The following is a 17686-nucleotide window of genomic DNA, read 5'->3' as shown; positions in this document are numbered from 1 at the left end:
ACATGATGATTGAACAAATTATGGAGCGTGATGTGATCACGCTGCGAAAAACCGATACGATTGAAGAAGCCATTCAAAAAATGAGTGCACATCACATTCGGCATATTCCCATCGTATCTGAGCAGGGATCTGTCATTGGGATGGTGACAGATCGGGATATTAAAAATGCCAGTCCAAGTATTTTTGAAACAGAGAAAAGACAGCTTTTTATTCAGCGGCCGGTTGAAGACATCATGGTGCTAGAGACGATTACCGCTCATCCGCTTGATTTCGTTGAGGAGATTTCAAGTGTCTTTTTTGAACACGGAATTGGCTGTCTTCCCGTTGTGAGACGTGGCAAGCTTGTAGGGATCATCACAAAAACAGATTTACTTCGTACGTTTGTAAGACTAACAGGTGCAGATCAGCCTGGATCACATTTAGAGGTTGAAGTAGCGCAAGTGACAGAGGGTCTTGCAGACATTACAGCCATTTTAAAAGAGCAGCATATTCAAATGCTGAGTGTACTCGTGTACCCACATGCCAATGAAGCCTCTAAAGTGCTCGTCTTCCGCCTTCAAACGATGCATGCAGATCATGTGATGAAGCTGATTCGTGCAAAAGGCTATAAAGTGCTCTGGCCTATGGAGCAGACGATCAAATGAAGGAAGCGACCTTTGTTTTTTCACCATCTTTTCAAACGTATCAGTTTCACCAAGATCATCCCTTCAATCAGCTTCGCGTCTACTTAACTTATGATCTTCTTCAAAAAATGAAGGCGTTAACGGATGATGAGATTGTCGCACCTCGGATGGCGACGCTGGAGGAGTTGAAGCTCGTCCATACAGCAGACTATATTCAAGCAGTACAGCGAGCAAGTGAAGGAAAACTGTCCACCGTAGAGGGGGAACGTTATGGTCTTGGCACTGAGGACACCCCGATGTTTGCAGGGATGCATGAGGCAGCTTCTCTCCTAGTTGGCGGGACATTAACAGCGGTTGATCAAGTGATGCTTGGGCATTCGCAGCATGCGCTCAATCTTGGCGGCGGGCTTCACCATGGATTTAAAGGGCGTGCTTCTGGCTTTTGTATTTATAATGACAGCTCTGTGGCCATTCAGTATATTCAAAAGACATATGGCGCTAGAATTTTATATATTGATACAGATGCTCATCATGGCGATGGTGTCCAGTTTAGCTTCTATGATGATCCAGAGGTATGTACTGTTTCCATTCATGAAACAGGGCGCTATTTGTTCCCTGGAACTGGACAAGTACAGGAAAGGGGTCATGATAAAGGCTATGGTTATGCATATAATATCCCGCTTGACGCATTTACAGAAGACGAATCATTTTTAGAATCCTATCGAACAGCAGTGACAGAGATTGCTGCTTTTTTTAAACCAGATGTCATTTTGACGCAAAATGGAGCAGATGCCCACTATTACGACCCTTTGACGCATTTATCTGCTACCATGAAAATATATGAGGAAATTCCTAGAATTGCCCATGAGCTGGCGCATCAATATTGTGATGGAAAATGGATCGCTGTGGGCGGAGGCGGCTATGATATTTGGCGTGTCGTCCCAAGAGCATGGAGCCGCATTTGGCTTGAGATGAAAGGCATTACACCACCAGATGCGCTTCCTCAGGAATGGATTCGGGCATGGGAAAAACAATCTCCTGTTCCGCTTCCATCCACATGGCTAGATCCTGACGATTTATATCCACCGATTCCAAGAAGAGCAGAAATTACAGAAAAAAATGCGCAAACGGTAGAAAAAGCACTCATGCCTGTTAGACGAGAAAAGAAAAAGGCATAAAAAAAAGCAGGCGTCCACTGATCAAGTGAGCCTGCTTTCTTTTTTATTTCGTCGATTGTCTTTCTTCAATTCTATGTGGTAATTCAACAATTTGATCTTCTACTTGTTCTTTGTTCATGAGCTTTGTCAAAAGTCTCATCGCAACAGCTCCAATATCGTAAGTCGGCTGAACAACTGTTGTCAATTGAGGGCGCACCATGAGGGATAGTCTTGTGTTATCAAAGCCAATCACTTCTAAATCTTCAGGAATTGATACGCCTCTGTCCTGCGCTCCATGAATGACACCTAGCGCCATTTCGTCAGTCGCTGCAATCACAGCCGTCGGCTTGTCAGATTGCTCAAGCAGATTAGCGAGCGCTTCAATACCAGAGTCATATGAGTAGTCTCCTTCAGCAACAAGCGCTTCGTCAAACGCGATACCAGCTTCTTCAAGCGCACGCTTATAACCAGCAAGCTTTCTCATAGAGTTAATTGGTTCTGACATTGGTCCAGATACAAACGCAATTCGTTTATGTCCTTTTTCAACTAATAGCTGAACTGAATCATAAATGGCTTGTTCATAGTTAATGTTGACTGATGGTGTTTGTGCCTGCTCTTCAACAGATGCTGCAAGTACAATGGGTACAGGAGAGCGCTTAAATTCTTCCACATGCACATCTGTAATGTTTCCGCCCATAAAAACGATTCCATCTACTTGTTTGCCAAGCATTGTGTTTAACAAATGAAGTTCTTTATCAGTATTTTGGTCTGAGTTGCTCAAAATAATGTTGTACTTGTACATCGTCGCAATATCTTCAATTCCTCGTGCAAGCTCTGAATAGAAGATACTTGAAATATCAGGGATGATGACCCCAACTGTTGTGGTCTTTTTACTTGCAAGGCCTCGTGCGACTGCGTTTGGACGGTAGCCGAGACGATCAATTGCTTCAAGTACCTTTTTTCTTGTTGTTGGTTTTACGTTTGGATTACCATTAACAACGCGTGATACCGTTGCCATACTTACGTTTGCTTCTCTTGCTACATCATATATTGTAACATTATTCACATAAATCACTCCTTCAAATACACTTCATATCTATAGCATTCACCAATTGGATAGAGACATGTCAGATACGAGGAAAATAATATCCTATTTGTCATTAAAACGATGAAAAGAGACACATAATTTTTCAATCTACATCAAAATGACATTCTTTTATGAAATTATACACGTTTTTTCTTCATATGAAAACGTTCCCTTTCTTTTTATAACTAAATTAAACAAACTTTAATGAGCTTGTTACCTGTAAATTGAATCATATTTCACCAAAAATCGTCGCGAACGTCAGCTATGACAATGATCTTAGCAGATTCTATCGAATTTTAAAAATGAAAACATTGTGAACAAGCATATTTTTAGCTTGCAATGTGCTCTCTTCCTTTCATTCCCAATCTTGATCGTATTTTTTCATGAAAAAACCGCCGGGCTGTCATCCGGCGGCTTTTCTATTTATGATTACGCATGAATGTTGACAAGTGGTCTTAATGCATCTAACCATTTTTCGAATTGTGGAATGTCCATTTGCTGCGCTGAATCAGATAGGGCAACAGATGGATCTGGATGCACTTCTGCCATCACACCGTCTGCTCCAATCGCAAGAGCTGCTTTAGCTGTTGGAAGAAGTAGATCTCTTCGTCCAGTTGAGTGTGTCACGTCAACAAAGACTGGTAAATGTGTCTCTTGTTTCAAGATTGGCACAGCCGAGATATCTAGTGTATTTCTTGTGGCTGTTTCGTATGTGCGGATGCCTCGCTCGCAAAGGATGATTTGGTCATTTCCTTGTGCGATGATGTATTCAGCTGCATTGATGAATTCTGAAATTGTTGCTGCTAGACCGCGTTTTAAAAGAACTGGTTTATTCACTGATCCAGCTTCTTTTAAAAGCTCGAAGTTTTGCATGTTACGTGCTCCAATTTGGATGACATCGATATGCTCAATCGCTTCTTCAATATGAGCAGGATTCACGATTTCACTAATAACTGCAAGACCGTATTCATCTGCTACACGTTTTAGAATTTTTAGACCGTCTACGCCAAGTCCTTGGAAGTCGTATGGACTTGTGCGAGGCTTAAATGCGCCGCCACGAAGAAGTTTTAGTCCCTGCTGTTTCGCTGCTGCCGCTACTTCTGCAACTTGCTCGTAGCTTTCAACGGCACATGGTCCAACGATGAAACGTTGTTTTCCGTCACCGATCGCTTCTCCATTGATATTTACAATTGTATTTTCAGGTTTTTTCTTACGAGAAACAAGAAGTGCTTTGCTGTGGTCATCTTCTTGAAGCTCTAAACCTGCTTTGAAAATTTCTTTGAAAATATGTTGAATCGTTGAATTTTCAAATGGGCCATCATTTTCTTCAAGAATTTGATTAAGCATTGTGCGCTCTCTGACAGGGTCATAACGGTTGACACCTTGCGCTTCTTTTGCCTTTCCAATTTCTTTTACAATGTTTCCTCTTTCATTGATCAGTTTTAAGATTTGAAGATTTAGTTCATCTGCTTGCTGTCTCAATTGTTCCAATTCATTGTTGCTCATTTTTGTCATCCTTTCCTCTGCCCGCTCTCGCTTTTTATTTTTGATCTCTTATAATAGGGTTTATTATAAACAAAGATTTCGGAATTGTCACGAAAAAATTCTTTATTACCCAAACGCTTTTAAGCGATAAAGTATTATGTGTAAGATTATAGCATACTTTTGATGCAAGTAAACCTTTTTTATAAAAAAAACGTCAGCAATCGCTGACGTTTCAGCGGGTAGACAAACCCTCGCATTCTTTGTCAGTCCTGCGCGCTGGTACTCACGAATGACAAATTCGCTCCGTGCCAGTGCTCGTCCTTCCTAGACTGCAAAGGTTTTCTATCACGCTGAAAAGAAGACAAAGGGCTAAAATAAAGTACATTTTAGCCCTTTGTCAACAATCTTGAACGTCAGCAATCGCTGACGTTTTTCTACATGTTATGTTCAAGCGCTTCTTTTGTAATGCTTGAGTGAGAAGCATGCCACTTTACTTTGCCACCGCTAAAGATGAGTGCCTGCGGGCTTTCGTGCTTGATCCCTGACTTTTCAGTCACATAGGATGAAAGCTCTCTTGTGTTTTGAATTTGCAAGAAATAAGCAGGAACATCCTCATGTTCTGACGCAAACGCTTCAAACTCTTGAAAAGCAGCTTGGCTGATTGGACATGTCAAACTGTGCTTAAAAAAGACAAAGGTTCCGTCTTGATTCGTTAGTTGATCAAACTGTTCTTCTGTTTCTATGAGTTGTTTAGACATGATGTGCTCCTTCCTAACTTAAGCAGCGAGTTAGCCTTTCGTAGATTGTTCTACTTTTTCTTTGACATCTTTGATGCCGTCTTCAATGTCTGCTTTTGCTTCTTGTGCTCTTACTTTTGCTTCATCTGCTACATCTGAAGCTTCATTTGCAATATTTGCTGCAGCATCTTCTGCTTCGCTTTTTACTTGTTTAGCTTTTCCAGCTGTACGATCTTTTATGTCTTTTACTTTGTCTAAAATCTGGTTTGACTGCTCTGCTACGAGCTGAGACAATTCAGATGTTTTGTCTTTCGCAATCGTCACATATTCAGTGCCTTTTTCCTTTGCATCTGTTGTGAGACGATCTGTTTTTTCTTTTAGGGCATTCGCTTGGGTGTTCAAATCATCGCGAAGCTCTTTCCCTGACTTTGGTGCTAAAAATAATGCCGTTGTTGCACCGATAATGCCACCGATAAGTGTTCCGATCAAAAAGTCTTTGCTATTGATTCCGTCTTTGCTCATGATTATTCCTCCTATGCGAAAATGGTTGATTATTGTTGTTTACGTTGTTTCCATTTTTTATAGATTTCAAGTGCTGCGTTACTCCAGCTTACCACATCCGTGACTTTCTCCTGATTTCGTTCAACGGATGAAGAAACCGCACCAGCTGCCTGCTTTATGCTTGTATTAAATTGGTTGATCGAGCCGCCAATTCCCTGCACCGCATCCACAACTGTGTTAAGTTTTGCCGATTTGTCTTGAATATCTTCAGCAAGCTGATTGGTCTTATGTAGCAACTGTGCTGTCTCTGTGGTGATGCCTTGCATCTGTCCTTCAAGACCTTCTAAAGTTGATGCGACATTCTTTAATGTCAGCTGTAAGGATTTCAATGTTTTGGACAAGTAGATGACAAGAATGAGGAAAGCGATTGCGATGAGTGCAACGCTTAAATAGAGAATAATAATCATCTGATACCTCCTTTGCTGCGGGCATATTCAATTCAATACCCTCTCGTTGTATCATTCAAACATCGCCTAGAATGACCGATTGAATAATAATTCTACACTTATTCGCCAATTCCTGTCCACAGCGAACGAAAAAAAGCGGCACATCTTGTCACATTTAGCCCCTTTGTCACATTTTATTCAAAATAAAAAGCGCCGATTGAATCGGCACTTTTTGACAGGCAATTATACTGCGACTTTCTCATAAGCACGAAGATACTTTTGAATATCTCCTGCTCCCATAAAGACCAAGATCGCATTTTCATGTGCTTTCAGCACAGATGTCTCTTCTTCTTCAATCAATTGGGCTTGCGGAATTTTTTCCCGCAAATCTTCAATGCTTAGTTTCCCAATGTTTTCACGAGCTGAACCGAAAATATCACAGAGGTATACATAGTCTGCTTTTTTCAGACTGTCCGCAAATTCACTTAAAAATTGCTGTGTACGAGTGAAAGTGTGCGGCTGGAAGACTGCTACAATATCACGGTCTGGATACTTCTGGCGAGCTGCTTCGATCGTGACTTCAATTTCAGTCGGATGGTGCGCATAATCGTCAATTAAGACTTGTTCACCGACTACTTTTTCATTAAAGCGTCGTTTCACACCTCCAAATGTCGTTAAAGCACCTTTGATGAGCTCTACATCAATGGCCTCATAGTGGCATAATGCAATGACCGCTAATGAGTTAAGGACATTGTGGTTTCCGTAAGCAGGAATGTAGAAGGTATCATAAAACGTATTACGTACAAATACATCAAATGTGGTGCCTTCTGTGTTTTTCACAACATTTCGTGCTTGGAAATCATTTTCTTCATTGAATCCGTAGTACACAACAGGTACTTTTGCTTGGATCTTGAGAAGATGCTCGTCATCACCGCAAGCGATGATGGCTTTTTTCACTTGAAGTGCCATGTTTTGAAACGCATCAAACACGTCATCAATATCCGTGAAATAATCAGGGTGATCAAAATCAATATTGGTCATGATCGCATAATCTGGATGGTAGCTGAGGAAATGTCTGCGGTATTCGCACGCTTCAAATACAAAATACTCGCTGTTTTCTTTCCCCATTCCAGATCCATCACCGATTAAGTAGGAAGTTGGTTTTGCCGCTTGCATCACATGTGCAAGCAGACCTGTTGTCGATGTTTTACCATGAGCACCAGTAATTGCAACGTTTGTGAATGAATCCATGTATTCTCCAAGAAATTTATGATAACGAATAACAGGAATCCCTTCAGAAAGAGCACGCTCAATCTCAGGGTGTGTATCTGGGAATGCATTTCCTGCAATCACCGTCATCCCTGGCTGAATATTATCTGGGTCAAATGGAAGAATTTTAATATTTCGTTCTTCTAATGCTTTTTGTGTAAAGATATGTTTTTCGATATCCGATCCTTGGACAGTATACCCAGTATCATGAAGAATTTGGGCCAGTGGACTCATACCTGTCCCTTTTATTCCAACAAAATGATAAACAGTCATAATTGTACCTCCAACAAACGTCTATCTGACTTACAGTATATGACGCTCATTTCAATTTGCAACTTGTGATTTTTGTCTCTAGCTGATCACAAATCGCAGCTCCAAATAAAGATTTTTTTCCGATCTTCCTATTCTAATCAATATTAACTATGATTAGTATCCGACAACTTTCCCATTTCTAACACCTGCTTTCGCTCATTTTCGTTAAAAAGCGTTCAGACAGGCATGCGAAAAGCGTCCAATTCAAAAATTGCACCTATGTGCTATCATACCATGTTTATCAAAAAAATGAAGTGGTTTGTTTAGATCAATTGTTCTAAGTCACTCAGTGTCATGAGGACCTCTCTTGGCTTACTGCCTTTTGCCCCAGAGATCATTCCTTCACGTTCCATCATATCAATCAATCTCGCTGCTCGATTGTAGCCAATTCTAAATCTTCTTTGCAAACTGGATGTACTTGCACTATTTTGCTCGATGGCGAACCTGCATGCGTCCATAAACAATTCATCTTCGTCTGTAATAGCAGAGCCTTGGAGCATCAATTCTTCCTGTTCAAAAAGGAACACAGGTTTGCGCTGTTTTCTCACATGCGCTACCACTTCATCAATCTCTCGATCTGATACAAAGTTCCCTTGTAGCCTTGTCGGTTTGCCAGAGCCATTTTCTAAGAACAGCATGTCTCCTTTTCCGAGAAGCTTTTCAGCACCTGCCATATCAATAATGGTTCTTGAATCCACTTGGCTTGAAACAGAGAAAGCAATTCTTGTTGGGATGTTTGCTTTAATGAGGCCTGTAATGACATCAACAGAAGGTCTTTGCGTCGCAATGAGTAAGTGAATCCCGCATGCTCTTGCTTTTTGGGCAATTCGGCAAATGCTTTCTTCGACTTCATTTGGTGCGACCATCATTAAATCAGCCAGCTCATCAATGACAACGACGAGATATGGCAGTTTTTCACCCATTTGTTTTTCTTTCACCAGTTCGTTAAATCGTTTGATTTCTCTCACACCAGAGTGTGCAAACAGTTCGTAGCGTCTTTCCATTTCATCTACTACCCATTTCAGGGCAGCTGTGGCTGTCTTGGCATCAGTAATAACCGGGCTCACAAGATGCGGAATGTGATTATACGGTGCCAGTTCGACCATTTTAGGGTCGATTAACAGCATTTTCACTTCATCAGGTGAGGCTTTAAACATCAGGCTCACGAGAATGGTATTAATACAGACACTTTTCCCTGAACCTGTTGCTCCGGCAATTAAGCCGTGCGGCATTTTTTGCAAATCAACCACAACGGGCTGACCGGAAATATCCAATCCGAGTGCCGCCGTTAATGGAGATGGATTGTCTCTGAAGGCACTGCTTCTAATCATTTCTCTTAAGAAAACCATTTTACTGTGAAGGTTCGGCACTTCGATTCCAATCGTGTTCTTCCCAGGAATCGGCGCTTCGATTCGAATATCTTTTGCAGACAAACTGAGTTTGATATCATCTGACAGGTTTGTAATTTTGTTCACTTTCACGCCTGGTTCAGGATGTACTTCAAATCTTGTAACAGAAGGACCTTGCGTCACATGAACAACACTTGCTCTGACATTGAAGTTTTTCAGAGTGGCATTGAGCAGTTCTGCCCGTTCTTTCACCCATGTTCCGTCCTCTTCTTTTTGTGCTGGCGGAACGTCTAGAAGGGCTAAACTCGGAAATACATATCCTTGTGCATCTGCCGTTTTCTTCCCTTGCACGCGCTGATCACTTTTTAACATCATGACGTTAAAAGGAACGGTGGAGGTTTGACCGCTTGAACGCTTTGGCTGTGGAGAAGACGGTTTTGGTTCTTCACGTTTTATTTCAGGCGTTTCTTCAGGTGTTTCCTCAAGCTCTTCTGCCATATCCCCGGCGATCTCTGCTTGTCCAGAGTCAGCAAATTCATCTGATGCTTCTTCAACTGGCATGACTTCATCATCTGTTAATTTTTCTTCCGGCAGGGAATCATCATCTTGCGAATCCTGTATAATCACCGATTCTTCTTGTTCAAATGCTATCGCTGACACGTCTGCTTGACTTTCTTCTATCCATGCAGCCTCTGCTCTTTCCTCCATAGCCTCTATGTTCTTCTCTTCCAGCACCGCAGTTTCTTCTACCGGGCTTTCTATCTCCATGTCAAGTGCTGGTGATGGGCTTTCAGCTGTTTCAAATGTAAAGCTCTCTTTTTTCTGAGCATCATCTTCAAGCGGAATCATCGGCTCTTCTTGTTCAATGTTGACTGCCTGTTCTTGCTCCATCTCTAGAGGCTCGTTAGATGCTTCAGCTTGCTCCATATGTAAGAATGCTTCCCGATCGTCTTTGGTCTGTGACAAAGCTTGATCTTGATCCTCTTTCTCACTGAAAGGCTCGTCATATAAACGTTCCATCGTTGATTGAACGTGATCTTGATATGCGAGTTCCTCTTGCAAAGTAAGCGGCGTCGTGACAGGTTGCTTCTCTACTTGTTCTTCTGTTTGGGCTGACATCATGTCTTCCATACGTTGTTCTTTTCGTATAGACGGGATGTTCATTTGCTGTCTTACATTCCGTTCACGCTCTGCTTCTTCTGATAACAGTGTGACACGCTGTGACGTTTCTTCTGCCGATTTCATTTTGACAGAAGATGTGTCTTCTTTGGCTGCTGCATGTTTTGGACGCATATCCTGGTGGTAGCCATAGATGGGTGAAGGGATTTGCTCTGGTTTAAAAGGCTTTTTATTGAGATCAGGCTGCACCGTTTGTTTTGGCTGATAGGTCGTCTGCTTTGCCTTTGGCTGACTTGGCCGCGTGCGCCTTCTTTCTTGTTGCTTTGCTGCCTCACGTGCAGGTTCATCTGGAACGAGAGGAAAGCGAAAATTGCCTTTTGGATATTCATAATACACTTTCGTATCTTCAACTTTTTTATATTCTTTATGCTGTTCAACAGCTGGCTGCTTTGGTGCAATCGGACCTGTTTCAGGCCTCTCAGCTTTTTCTTCTTTTTTTTCTTCTCCTAAAAATACACTAAAAAATTTATCTAACCAACTCATCATTTATCACTCACTTTAACTCCCCTTACGTTTTCTTGGGCGATTTTTAGTATACCATTGCTTTTTCATGCAGAAAAGCGAGAAAAGTGCTACGCTTTGCTGTTCATGCTGTCTGTAGATGAAAAAAAGTCACTAAGTACGTACTTAGTGACTTTTGGTATAACACATTCTTCGCTCATTTGTACCCGTTTATGGGAGGTTACGCTTCAAATGGTTCGCCAGCTTGGCGGCTTCCTTCTAGAACAAGGATTCCTTTTTCAGCAGGCGCATTCGGAAGATCTAATTCTTTTGCAGAACAAATCATTCCGCTTGAAGGAACACCTCTTAGTTCAGCATCTTTGATCACCAAACCGCTCGGCATCACAGCACCGACCTTTGCAACCACAACATATTGACCTTGATCAACGTTTGGTGCACCGCACACGATTTGTAAGGTTTCATCGCCAACATCTACTTGGCAAATGTTCAGTTTATCTGCATTCGGATGTTTTTCTTTTTCCTTCACATAACCGACCACAAACTTAGGTGATAGATCAACTGTTAATGTTTCACTGACACCGTTGCGGTTCAAAATTTCATTGATATCTTGAACAAGCGTTTCAGAAAGCGGTACAGATCCGTTTTCTTCAATTTTCATGTAAGTAGATGCATTGAAAATATTAAAACCTGTTGTTTCTTTTGTGTCTTGATTGAAGATTCTTACGACGTCTCCAAACGTTTCATGACCTACTTCTTCTCTTGTTACATCTTTCAATGAAATAAGGAGTGTGTCGCCGACACCTTCTGCATTATAAAAAACGTTCATTCTTCAAAATTCCCTTCTACTGCTGTTTTGGTCTGCTTTTTGCAAGAATAAAGATCGGTTCAAGCTTGCCTTCGTCATATAAAAATGACAAGGCCGTAATCGGAACCGTGCCGCTGGCGAAGAAGCTCATCGACATTTGCCCTAAAATATCATAGCCTGATTCATTGCGTACATCTGCAATGATGAACACATCTTGATGGGGAACGGAAATGGCCATTTGCCCCTCTACTTTTTGCGCGTATTCTTGTAAAATCGATTCATTTAATATTCTGCTTGCATCGTACCCGTCATTTGCACGGAAGAAATAAAAACGGTTGCCCGCCACTTCATCCATTTTCACGACAGTCTTTAGTGAACGGACGTTAAAACTTGCGGTTTCTCTGATTCGTTCTTTTGTCCAGTTTTCCTTTTGCAGCATCTTCTCGTCAATTAATCTGTAGGTGCTTCCAAGGTCAAGTGCATAGTAGATTCTTGTCTCTGCTGTATGCTCATCAAAAACGAGTGGAATCTCATCACTTGATGTTTCTGGAAAGGACGTTGAACGAATGACCGGATAAATGTGCTTCTCTTTGCCTGAGATGTGCTGCGCTTCACCTTTCATAGCGCTGAGCGCCTCTTTCACATAATAAACGATCTCATCCAGTGTTTCATCAGGCTTTACTTCCCACTTTGCAATAATCGGCGGGAGCTCAAGCGTGATGCCCTTTCCTGTATGTTTATCTTCCACACGAAGCGTATCTTTTTCCCTGTCAAACTGGTGGGTCCAGCTGTCGTTCGTCAGACGGCTTTTCAATTGATTGGCAAGCTGTCTTGATGTCATTTTCGCCATGATAAGACTCTCCTTTCGTTATTTAGAAAGAGAATCTGTTAAAAATGCTTCAATCTCTTCCTTTGTCTTACGATCTTTGCTGACAAAACGGTTGATCTCTTGTCCGTTTTTAAAGACTAAAAAGCTTGGAATTCCGTAAATTTCCCACTCTGCACAAGTGTCGATGAACTGATCTCTATCCACATAGAAGTATTCAAATTCTGGATAGTTTGCTTCAAGCTCTGGCAAAAACGGCTCAATAAATGTGCAGTCCGGGCACCAGTCAGCTGAAAATAGTAATACGGTTAAGTCTTCTTGAATCACTTTTTGTAATTCTTCGTTTGATTCAATTTTTTTCATGTTTGATTCCTCCAGTTTGTATACTTAAATCTCCGAATTGTATATAGCCTTTCTTTCTCATCCATTCTGATACTACCAAACTAATCACTGCCGGGCCAACGATATGCAAGAGAGCAATTGCGAGGAAAACGGAAGGATGAAATCCCATGACTGTGAGAGTCATGAGCTGGCCGACAAGACCGCTCGTTCCCATACCCGCTCCTGCCGCATTATTGACCATCCCAAAGCCAATGATACCAATTGGCGCAAGAATCAGTCCTGCAATCGTCGGCGGAATGAGAATGAGTGGATTTTTCACAATGTTCGGCAGCTGTAGTTTTGATGTTCCAATGCCTACCGCAGCAAGACCACCAAAACGATTTTCTCTAAATCCTGCAGCAGCAAAGCCGACCATCTGCGCACAGCAGCCAATCGTTGCCGCACCAGCAGCAAGACCGCTTAAATCAAGCATCAGCGCAAGCGCAGCGCTTGAAATCGGTGAGCTAAGAGCAAGTCCAACAATGGTTGCAACCAGCATGCCCATGATGAGTGGACTTTGATCAGTCCCCCATACGATCAGCCTGCCGAGCCCTGTCATTACCGCCTGAATCCCAGGGCCGATGAAAGCAGCGGTGAGAAAACCTGTGATAATGGTCACAAGCGGCGTTAAAATAATATCAATTCTTGTCTCACCACTGATCAGTTTGCCTAATTCCACACCAATGAGAGCAGCCACGAAGCTTCCAGCAGGTCCCCCAAGCTCTGCTCCAGCGGCACCTGACACAACACTTGCGAAAATAATTAAAGGAGAAGCGTTTAAGCGATAAGCAACCGCTACGCCAATTGCTGGTCCCATCAGCCCCATAGCGAGCGTTCCCATTTCCACGATGAGAGGAAATGATAACAGGCCGCCTGCTGTTTTTAAAATCAGCCCTACCACTAATGTAGCAAATAGACCTAAAGCCATATAAGAGAGTGCATCAATAAAATACACCTTTGGCGAAAGGGAAATACCCTTTCTTTTTAAATAAGTCATCAACGTCGTCTTCCTGCTTTCTCATAGGAAAGACGAAGAGGCCTGTCCTTCCCATTATATGTAGTCTTCTTACGATGAAAAATAGTCTCTACCATGAATATCATAATCATATTTTTTTTGCTTTATCAAGCACTTCTTGTGTAACATGAAAAGAAACAGGGCAAACCTTTACTAAGTTTGTGCACAAGGAGGAGATTGTTATGCAATTAACGGTTTATTTAGCTGGAGAAATTCATAGCCAGTGGCGCGATGAAATTAAGGAAAAAAGCCAGTCGTTGAAACTACCAGTGACGTTTGTTGGTCCAATGGAGAATCATGACCGATCAGATAACATCGGAGAAGATATTTTAGGCGGGCAGCCAAATGCCATCTTGAAAGACGATGCGGCTTCTGATTTGAACAATTTCCGCACCGAACTATTATTAAATAAGGCAGACGTTGTCATCGCCCGCTTTGGTGAGAAATATAAACAGTGGAACACGGCAATGGATGCTTCTTCTGCCATCGCCAAAGGGAAACCCCTTATTTTGATTCGTCCTAAAGAATTACATCATCCCCTAAAGGAATTATCAAACAAAGCAAATATCACTGTCGAAACAGTGAATCAAGCGATTAAGGCGTTGTCATACGTGTTTGAACAGGAATAAGAAAAAGGCTGTGCTCTTAATGAGGCAGCCTTTTTCTTATCGTTTACACTTGTTGATAAATCGAATCCACCGTGCTTTGATCACAATTTTTCACAAGACGAACAATTAATTCTTTTGCCGCTGCATAATCATCCACATGCAAGACAGAGTGACTTGTATGAATGTAACGCGCACATACACCAATAACAGCAGATGGTACACCTTGATTTGAGATATGAACACGTCCAGCATCCGTACCGCCTGGCGATACGAAATATTGATATGGAATATTGTTTGTTTCGGCTGTATCGAGGACAAATTCTCTCATGCCTCGGTGCGTAATCATCGTGCGATCATAAATACGAAGAAGTGCACCTTTTCCAAGCTGGCCAAATTGTGATTTGTCTCCCGTCACATCATTTGCAGGACTCGCATCTAGAGCAAAGAACAGATCCGGTTTAATCATATTCGCAGCTACCTCAGCCCCTCTGAGCCCTACTTCCTCTTGGACGGTTGCGCCTGAATATAGCTGACATGAAAGAGCTTCGTCTTTTAATTCTTTCAATAATTCAATGGCAAGTCCGCACCCATAGCGGTTATCCCAAGCTTTGGCTAAAATCTTTTTCGGATTGGCCATTGGGGTAAAGACCGTTGCAGGAACGATTTGCTGCCCTGGGCGAACGCCAAGCTCTTTCGCTTCTTCTTCACTGTCTGCACCAATATCAATCAGCATATCTGACGGTTTTACTGGTTTGCTTTTTTGTTCTGGTGTCAGAAGATGAGGAGGTGTGCTCGATACAACGCCCGGAATTGGCCCGTGATCCGTATGAACATCCACACGCTGCGCAAGCATCACTTGACTCCACCAGCCGCCAAGTGTTTGAAAACGAATCATTCCATTTTTCGTAATGGATGACACCATAAAGCCGACTTCATCCATATGACCAGCCACCATAATCTTCGGCGCGTTCTCTGGGCCTTTGCGGACACCAAACACTCCGCCAAGACGATCCTGTATGAGTTCATCGGAATATTTCTCAAGTTCCTTTTTCATAAAAGCACGCACATGGTGCTCATTACCTGGAGCCCCTTGTAATTCTGTTAAATTTCGGAAAAGCGACATTGTTTCTTCGTTCATTTGACAGTTACCCTCATTTCTATGTAATGACCATATAAATTCCTATAAAAATAACACTCACTTTATACTATAAGAATTCTTTCGGTTTTCCAAGTATCTCTCCAGAAATTTTGAATATGCTTTCAAGTATTCGGATTTCTTAACATCGCTGGACAAGTTTTGTATAATGGAAAAAACAGCAATACGGAGGTGCAGCACGTTGAAGTTAAAACATGTTCTGATTGGTGCGAGTATTGGCGTAGCCGCTGCAATTGTTGCAAAGAAAGTCTTTTTCCCGACGTATATCTCGTCTGAAAAAGCGTTAAAAATTGTGAAATCTGCTTTTAAACAGCGCGGCCCGATTGATGGCTCTTGGATTTATACTGTACCAGAACCGTATACCGTAAATGGTGAAACGATTGATGTGTACAAATCTGGCATTACACGCTCCGCCTTTGGCGAGCTGGAACAGTATGAAGTCATGATTGATGCAAAAACAGGCATGATCGTTGATGTCATTGATTCTGTTGCTTAATAAGAAAGCTTCGCAAAGACAAGTCCTTGCGAAGCTTTTTTTAGATGGCTTTGATTTTTTTGTATACAGGGTGCCACATGGCGTCTTGCACAGCCTGAATGAGATCATCAGGGGTTTCTTCCGCAATTCCTTCGTCAATCGCTGCTTGTGCCACACGGACAGCCACTGTCGCTGAAACTGTTCTGAGCTGATCAACACTTGGAAGCATCGCAGCACCCGGTTTTCCGACATTGACCATGCTCGCAATCGCTTCAGCACTCGCAACAAACATGCTGTCTGTCATGAGGCGGGCTTTACACACAATCGTTCCAAGACCAAGCCCTGGAAACACAAGAGCATTATTTGCCTGCCCAATTTCATATGTCACACCACCATATTCAACCGGATCAAACGGGCTTCCCGTTGTGACAAGCGCACGTCCTTCTGTCCATTCAATGAGATCTTCCGGCTTTGCCTCTGAAAGAGGTGTCGGGTTTGACATCGGTAAAATCGCTGGCCGCTCTACATGTGACGCCATTTCTTTCACAATTTCCTCTGTAAATGCCCCACCTACAGTTGAGGTACCAATTAAGATCGTAGGTTTCGCCTGCTTCACGACCTCTAACAAATCAATTGAATGCTTTGGACCATTACGTGCATAATCCTTCACTTCATCAGAACGTCTTGCATACGGCTTTTGAAATGGCTGAATGTCGGGTGAATCATCTGTGAGCAATCCCGTTTTATCAATACACCAGAAATGATCATATGATTCCTCTTCTTTGACACCGTCTCGCACGATCGCATCACGAATTTGCTCGGCTATACCAATCCCTGCTGTACCTGCTCCAAAGATCACGATTCGGTGATCTTTCAGCGGAACCTTCGATGCTTTTGCACAAGCCAGAACGGCAGCAAGTGAGACGGCTCCAGTTCCTTGAATATCATCATTAAATGTACAAATACGGTCCTTATATTTTTCCAAAATGGCGCGCGCATTTTTTGTACCGAAGTCTTCCCAGTGAAGAAGTGCATTTGGAAAAGTCGCACGGGCAAGCTCAACATATTGATCAATAAACTGATCATAGCGCTCTCCTCGAACGCGGGAGTGCTGATTTCCCACATAAAGCGGATCATTTAAAAGGCTTTCCTGGTTGGTCCCAGCATCAAGCACCACTGCCAGCACACGGCTAGGATCAATCCCTGCTGCGGCTGTATAAACAGCCAGCTTCCCGACTGAAATGGCAATTCCGCCAACACCCCAGTCGCCGATGCCTAAAATTCCTTCTGCATCTGTTGCGACAATGAGATCAATTGATTCATCCACTCCGTAAGATGCAAAAATTTCTTCCATTCCTTCTAGGTCATCAATGGATAAATAAATTCCTCTTGGCTTTCTATACTCGTGGCTGTAACGCTGAATCGCTGTTCCTACGGTCGGTGTGTAAACAATCGGCAGCATTTCTGCCAAATGCTCATTTAATAATTTATAAAAGAGCACTTCATTTCTGTCATGAAGCGCAGTTAAATAGACATTTTTCCCAAGTGCGTCTGGCTGTGCTTTGAACTGCTCATATGCACGCTTTGCTTGATCCTCTAGTGTTAACACCTTCGGCGGCAGAAATCCCTTTAACCCAAGCTCTTCCCGCTCTTCCTTTGTAAATGCGACCCCTTTGTTTAAATAAGGGACAGACATGACTTCCATCCCTCTTAACGGTGTCTCGATGACATCACCATGTACACGATAAAATTGATTCACCTGCACTCTTCCTTTCACAAGTTCATTTTGTCGTTATTTTGTGTGAAAGGCGAA

17 protein-coding genes are annotated in these 17686 nt (G+C 42.4%); 4 read left to right on the top strand and 13 right to left on the bottom strand.

The window, feature by feature from the left end; genetic code table 11:
* Positions 1 to 2 precede the first annotated feature (2 nt).
* Both ACTJJQ_RS11005 and ACTJJQ_RS11000 read left to right on the top strand, forming a co-directional pair.
* The gene (locus ACTJJQ_RS11005; RefSeq protein ID WP_041092583.1) at positions 3 to 644 is read left to right on the top strand and encodes a CBS and ACT domain-containing protein; all 642 of its coding nucleotides are present in this window, start codon (positions 3 to 5) and stop codon (positions 642 to 644) included.
* Positions 641 to 1801 (top strand): acetoin utilization protein AcuC, encoded by a 1161-nt coding sequence (locus ACTJJQ_RS11000; RefSeq protein WP_025207808.1) that lies wholly within the window; start codon positions 641 to 643, stop codon positions 1799 to 1801. The genes ACTJJQ_RS11005 and ACTJJQ_RS11000 overlap by 4 nt, the downstream gene beginning before the upstream one ends.
* A gap of 43 nt (positions 1802 to 1844) precedes the next feature.
* Here the strand turns inward: ACTJJQ_RS11000 and ccpA are convergent, their stop codons facing one another.
* The 11 genes from ccpA to ACTJJQ_RS10945 all read right to left on the bottom strand — a co-directional run bounded on the left by ccpA (position 1845) and on the right by ACTJJQ_RS10945 (position 13616).
* The gene (gene ccpA, locus ACTJJQ_RS10995; RefSeq protein WP_008343056.1) at positions 1845 to 2846 is read right to left on the bottom strand and encodes a catabolite control protein A; all 1002 of its coding nucleotides are present in this window, start codon (positions 2844 to 2846) and stop codon (positions 1845 to 1847) included.
* Between the two features lie 450 nt (positions 2847 to 3296).
* Positions 3297 to 4373, bottom strand: a complete 1077-nt coding sequence (locus ACTJJQ_RS10990; RefSeq protein WP_017358315.1) for a bifunctional 3-deoxy-7-phosphoheptulonate synthase/chorismate mutase — start codon at positions 4371 to 4373, stop codon at positions 3297 to 3299.
* A gap of 413 nt (positions 4374 to 4786) precedes the next feature.
* On the bottom strand, positions 4787 to 5110 hold the full coding sequence (gene ytxJ, locus ACTJJQ_RS10985) for a bacillithiol system redox-active protein YtxJ (protein WP_007501805.1): 324 nt from the start codon (positions 5108 to 5110) through the stop codon (positions 4787 to 4789).
* 30 nt (positions 5111 to 5140) lie between these two features.
* Positions 5141 to 5611, bottom strand: coding sequence for a YtxH domain-containing protein (locus ACTJJQ_RS10980; RefSeq protein WP_007501807.1), 471 nt, complete (start codon positions 5609 to 5611; stop codon positions 5141 to 5143).
* A 29-nt stretch (positions 5612 to 5640) separates the two neighbouring features.
* A complete protein-coding gene (locus tag ACTJJQ_RS10975) occupies positions 5641 to 6057 on the bottom strand; it encodes a DUF948 domain-containing protein (protein ID WP_017367864.1) in 417 nt (138 codons plus the stop codon).
* Between the two features lie 222 nt (positions 6058 to 6279).
* Positions 6280 to 7578 (bottom strand): UDP-N-acetylmuramate--L-alanine ligase, encoded by a 1299-nt coding sequence (gene murC / locus ACTJJQ_RS10970; RefSeq protein WP_008343047.1) that lies wholly within the window; start codon positions 7576 to 7578, stop codon positions 6280 to 6282.
* Positions 7579 to 7880: 302 nt separating this feature from the next.
* On the bottom strand, positions 7881 to 10631 hold the full coding sequence (locus tag ACTJJQ_RS10965) for a DNA translocase FtsK (RefSeq protein ID WP_440600201.1): 2751 nt from the start codon (positions 10629 to 10631) through the stop codon (positions 7881 to 7883).
* Positions 10632 to 10827: 196 nt separating this feature from the next.
* Positions 10828 to 11433, bottom strand: coding sequence for a YtpR family tRNA-binding protein (gene ytpR, locus ACTJJQ_RS10960; protein ID WP_007501813.1), 606 nt, complete (start codon positions 11431 to 11433; stop codon positions 10828 to 10830).
* 16 nt (positions 11434 to 11449) lie between these two features.
* A complete protein-coding gene (locus ACTJJQ_RS10955) occupies positions 11450 to 12262 on the bottom strand; it encodes a DUF1444 domain-containing protein (RefSeq protein WP_008343044.1) in 813 nt (270 codons plus the stop codon).
* Positions 12263 to 12280: 18 nt separating this feature from the next.
* Positions 12281 to 12601 (bottom strand): thioredoxin family protein, encoded by a 321-nt coding sequence (locus ACTJJQ_RS10950; RefSeq protein WP_003217665.1) that lies wholly within the window; start codon positions 12599 to 12601, stop codon positions 12281 to 12283.
* Positions 12588 to 13616, bottom strand: a complete 1029-nt coding sequence (locus tag ACTJJQ_RS10945; RefSeq protein ID WP_019743715.1) for a PTS transporter subunit IIC — start codon at positions 13614 to 13616, stop codon at positions 12588 to 12590. The genes ACTJJQ_RS10950 and ACTJJQ_RS10945 overlap by 14 nt, the downstream gene beginning before the upstream one ends.
* Positions 13617 to 13816: 200 nt before the next feature.
* On the opposite strand from ACTJJQ_RS10945, the gene ACTJJQ_RS10940 reads away from it, so the two are divergent.
* Positions 13817 to 14263: a YtoQ family protein gene (locus tag ACTJJQ_RS10940; RefSeq protein WP_007501817.1), complete on the top strand. Its 447-nt coding sequence runs from the start codon at positions 13817 to 13819 to the stop codon at positions 14261 to 14263.
* 43 nt (positions 14264 to 14306) lie between these two features.
* Here the strand turns inward: ACTJJQ_RS10940 and ACTJJQ_RS10935 are convergent, their stop codons facing one another.
* Positions 14307 to 15380 (bottom strand): M42 family metallopeptidase, encoded by a 1074-nt coding sequence (locus ACTJJQ_RS10935; protein WP_076822445.1) that lies wholly within the window; start codon positions 15378 to 15380, stop codon positions 14307 to 14309.
* 199 nt (positions 15381 to 15579) lie between these two features.
* Here ACTJJQ_RS10935 and ACTJJQ_RS10930 point away from each other — a divergent pair, with 199 nt between their 5' ends.
* Positions 15580 to 15894, top strand: coding sequence for a PepSY domain-containing protein (locus ACTJJQ_RS10930; protein WP_003217759.1), 315 nt, complete (start codon positions 15580 to 15582; stop codon positions 15892 to 15894).
* Positions 15895 to 15934: 40 nt separating this feature from the next.
* On the opposite strand, the gene ACTJJQ_RS10925 is transcribed toward ACTJJQ_RS10930, so the two are convergent.
* Complete coding sequence (locus ACTJJQ_RS10925) at positions 15935 to 17632, bottom strand: NAD-dependent malic enzyme (RefSeq protein WP_008343042.1); 1698 nt, start codon at positions 17630 to 17632, stop codon at positions 15935 to 15937.
* Between the last annotated feature and the right edge of the window lie 54 nt (positions 17633 to 17686).

It is taken from the genome of Bacillus sp. 22483 (assembly GCF_052044605.1).
Lineage (GTDB): Bacteria > Bacillota > Bacilli > Bacillales > Bacillaceae > Bacillus > Bacillus altitudinis.
Note: the sequence above shows the minus strand (reverse complement) of the source record. Positions and strands in the feature narration are given on the sequence as shown.

What these genes read in the sequence shown, in the direction of transcription:
- ACTJJQ_RS11005 (WP_041092583.1), top strand. Translation starts at nt 3, where the DNA reads ATGATGATTGAACAAATTATGGAGCGTGATGTGATCACGCTGCGAAAA.
- ACTJJQ_RS11000 (WP_025207808.1), top strand. Translation starts at nt 641, where the DNA reads ATGAAGGAAGCGACCTTTGTTTTTTCACCATCTTTTCAAACGTATCAG.
- ACTJJQ_RS10990 (WP_017358315.1), bottom strand. Translation starts at nt 4,373, where the DNA reads ATGAGCAACAATGAATTGGAACAATTGAGACAGCAAGCAGATGAACTA.
- ytxJ (WP_007501805.1), bottom strand. Translation starts at nt 5,110, where the DNA reads ATGTCTAAACAACTCATAGAAACAGAAGAACAGTTTGATCAACTAACG.
- ACTJJQ_RS10980 (WP_007501807.1), bottom strand. Translation starts at nt 5,611, where the DNA reads ATGAGCAAAGACGGAATCAATAGCAAAGACTTTTTGATCGGAACACTT.
- ACTJJQ_RS10975 (WP_017367864.1), bottom strand. Translation starts at nt 6,057, where the DNA reads ATGATTATTATTCTCTATTTAAGCGTTGCACTCATCGCAATCGCTTTC.
- murC (WP_008343047.1), bottom strand. Translation starts at nt 7,578, where the DNA reads ATGACTGTTTATCATTTTGTTGGAATAAAAGGGACAGGTATGAGTCCA.
- ACTJJQ_RS10965 (WP_440600201.1), bottom strand. Translation starts at nt 10,631, where the DNA reads ATGATGAGTTGGTTAGATAAATTTTTTAGTGTATTTTTAGGAGAAGAA.
- ytpR (WP_007501813.1), bottom strand. Translation starts at nt 11,433, where the DNA reads ATGAACGTTTTTTATAATGCAGAAGGTGTCGGCGACACACTCCTTATT.
- ACTJJQ_RS10955 (WP_008343044.1), bottom strand. Translation starts at nt 12,262, where the DNA reads ATGGCGAAAATGACATCAAGACAGCTTGCCAATCAATTGAAAAGCCGT.
- ACTJJQ_RS10950 (WP_003217665.1), bottom strand. Translation starts at nt 12,601, where the DNA reads ATGAAAAAAATTGAATCAAACGAAGAATTACAAAAAGTGATTCAAGAA.
- ACTJJQ_RS10945 (WP_019743715.1), bottom strand. Translation starts at nt 13,616, where the DNA reads ATGACTTATTTAAAAAGAAAGGGTATTTCCCTTTCGCCAAAGGTGTAT.
- ACTJJQ_RS10940 (WP_007501817.1), top strand. Translation starts at nt 13,817, where the DNA reads ATGCAATTAACGGTTTATTTAGCTGGAGAAATTCATAGCCAGTGGCGC.
- ACTJJQ_RS10935 (WP_076822445.1), bottom strand. Translation starts at nt 15,380, where the DNA reads ATGAACGAAGAAACAATGTCGCTTTTCCGAAATTTAACAGAATTACAA.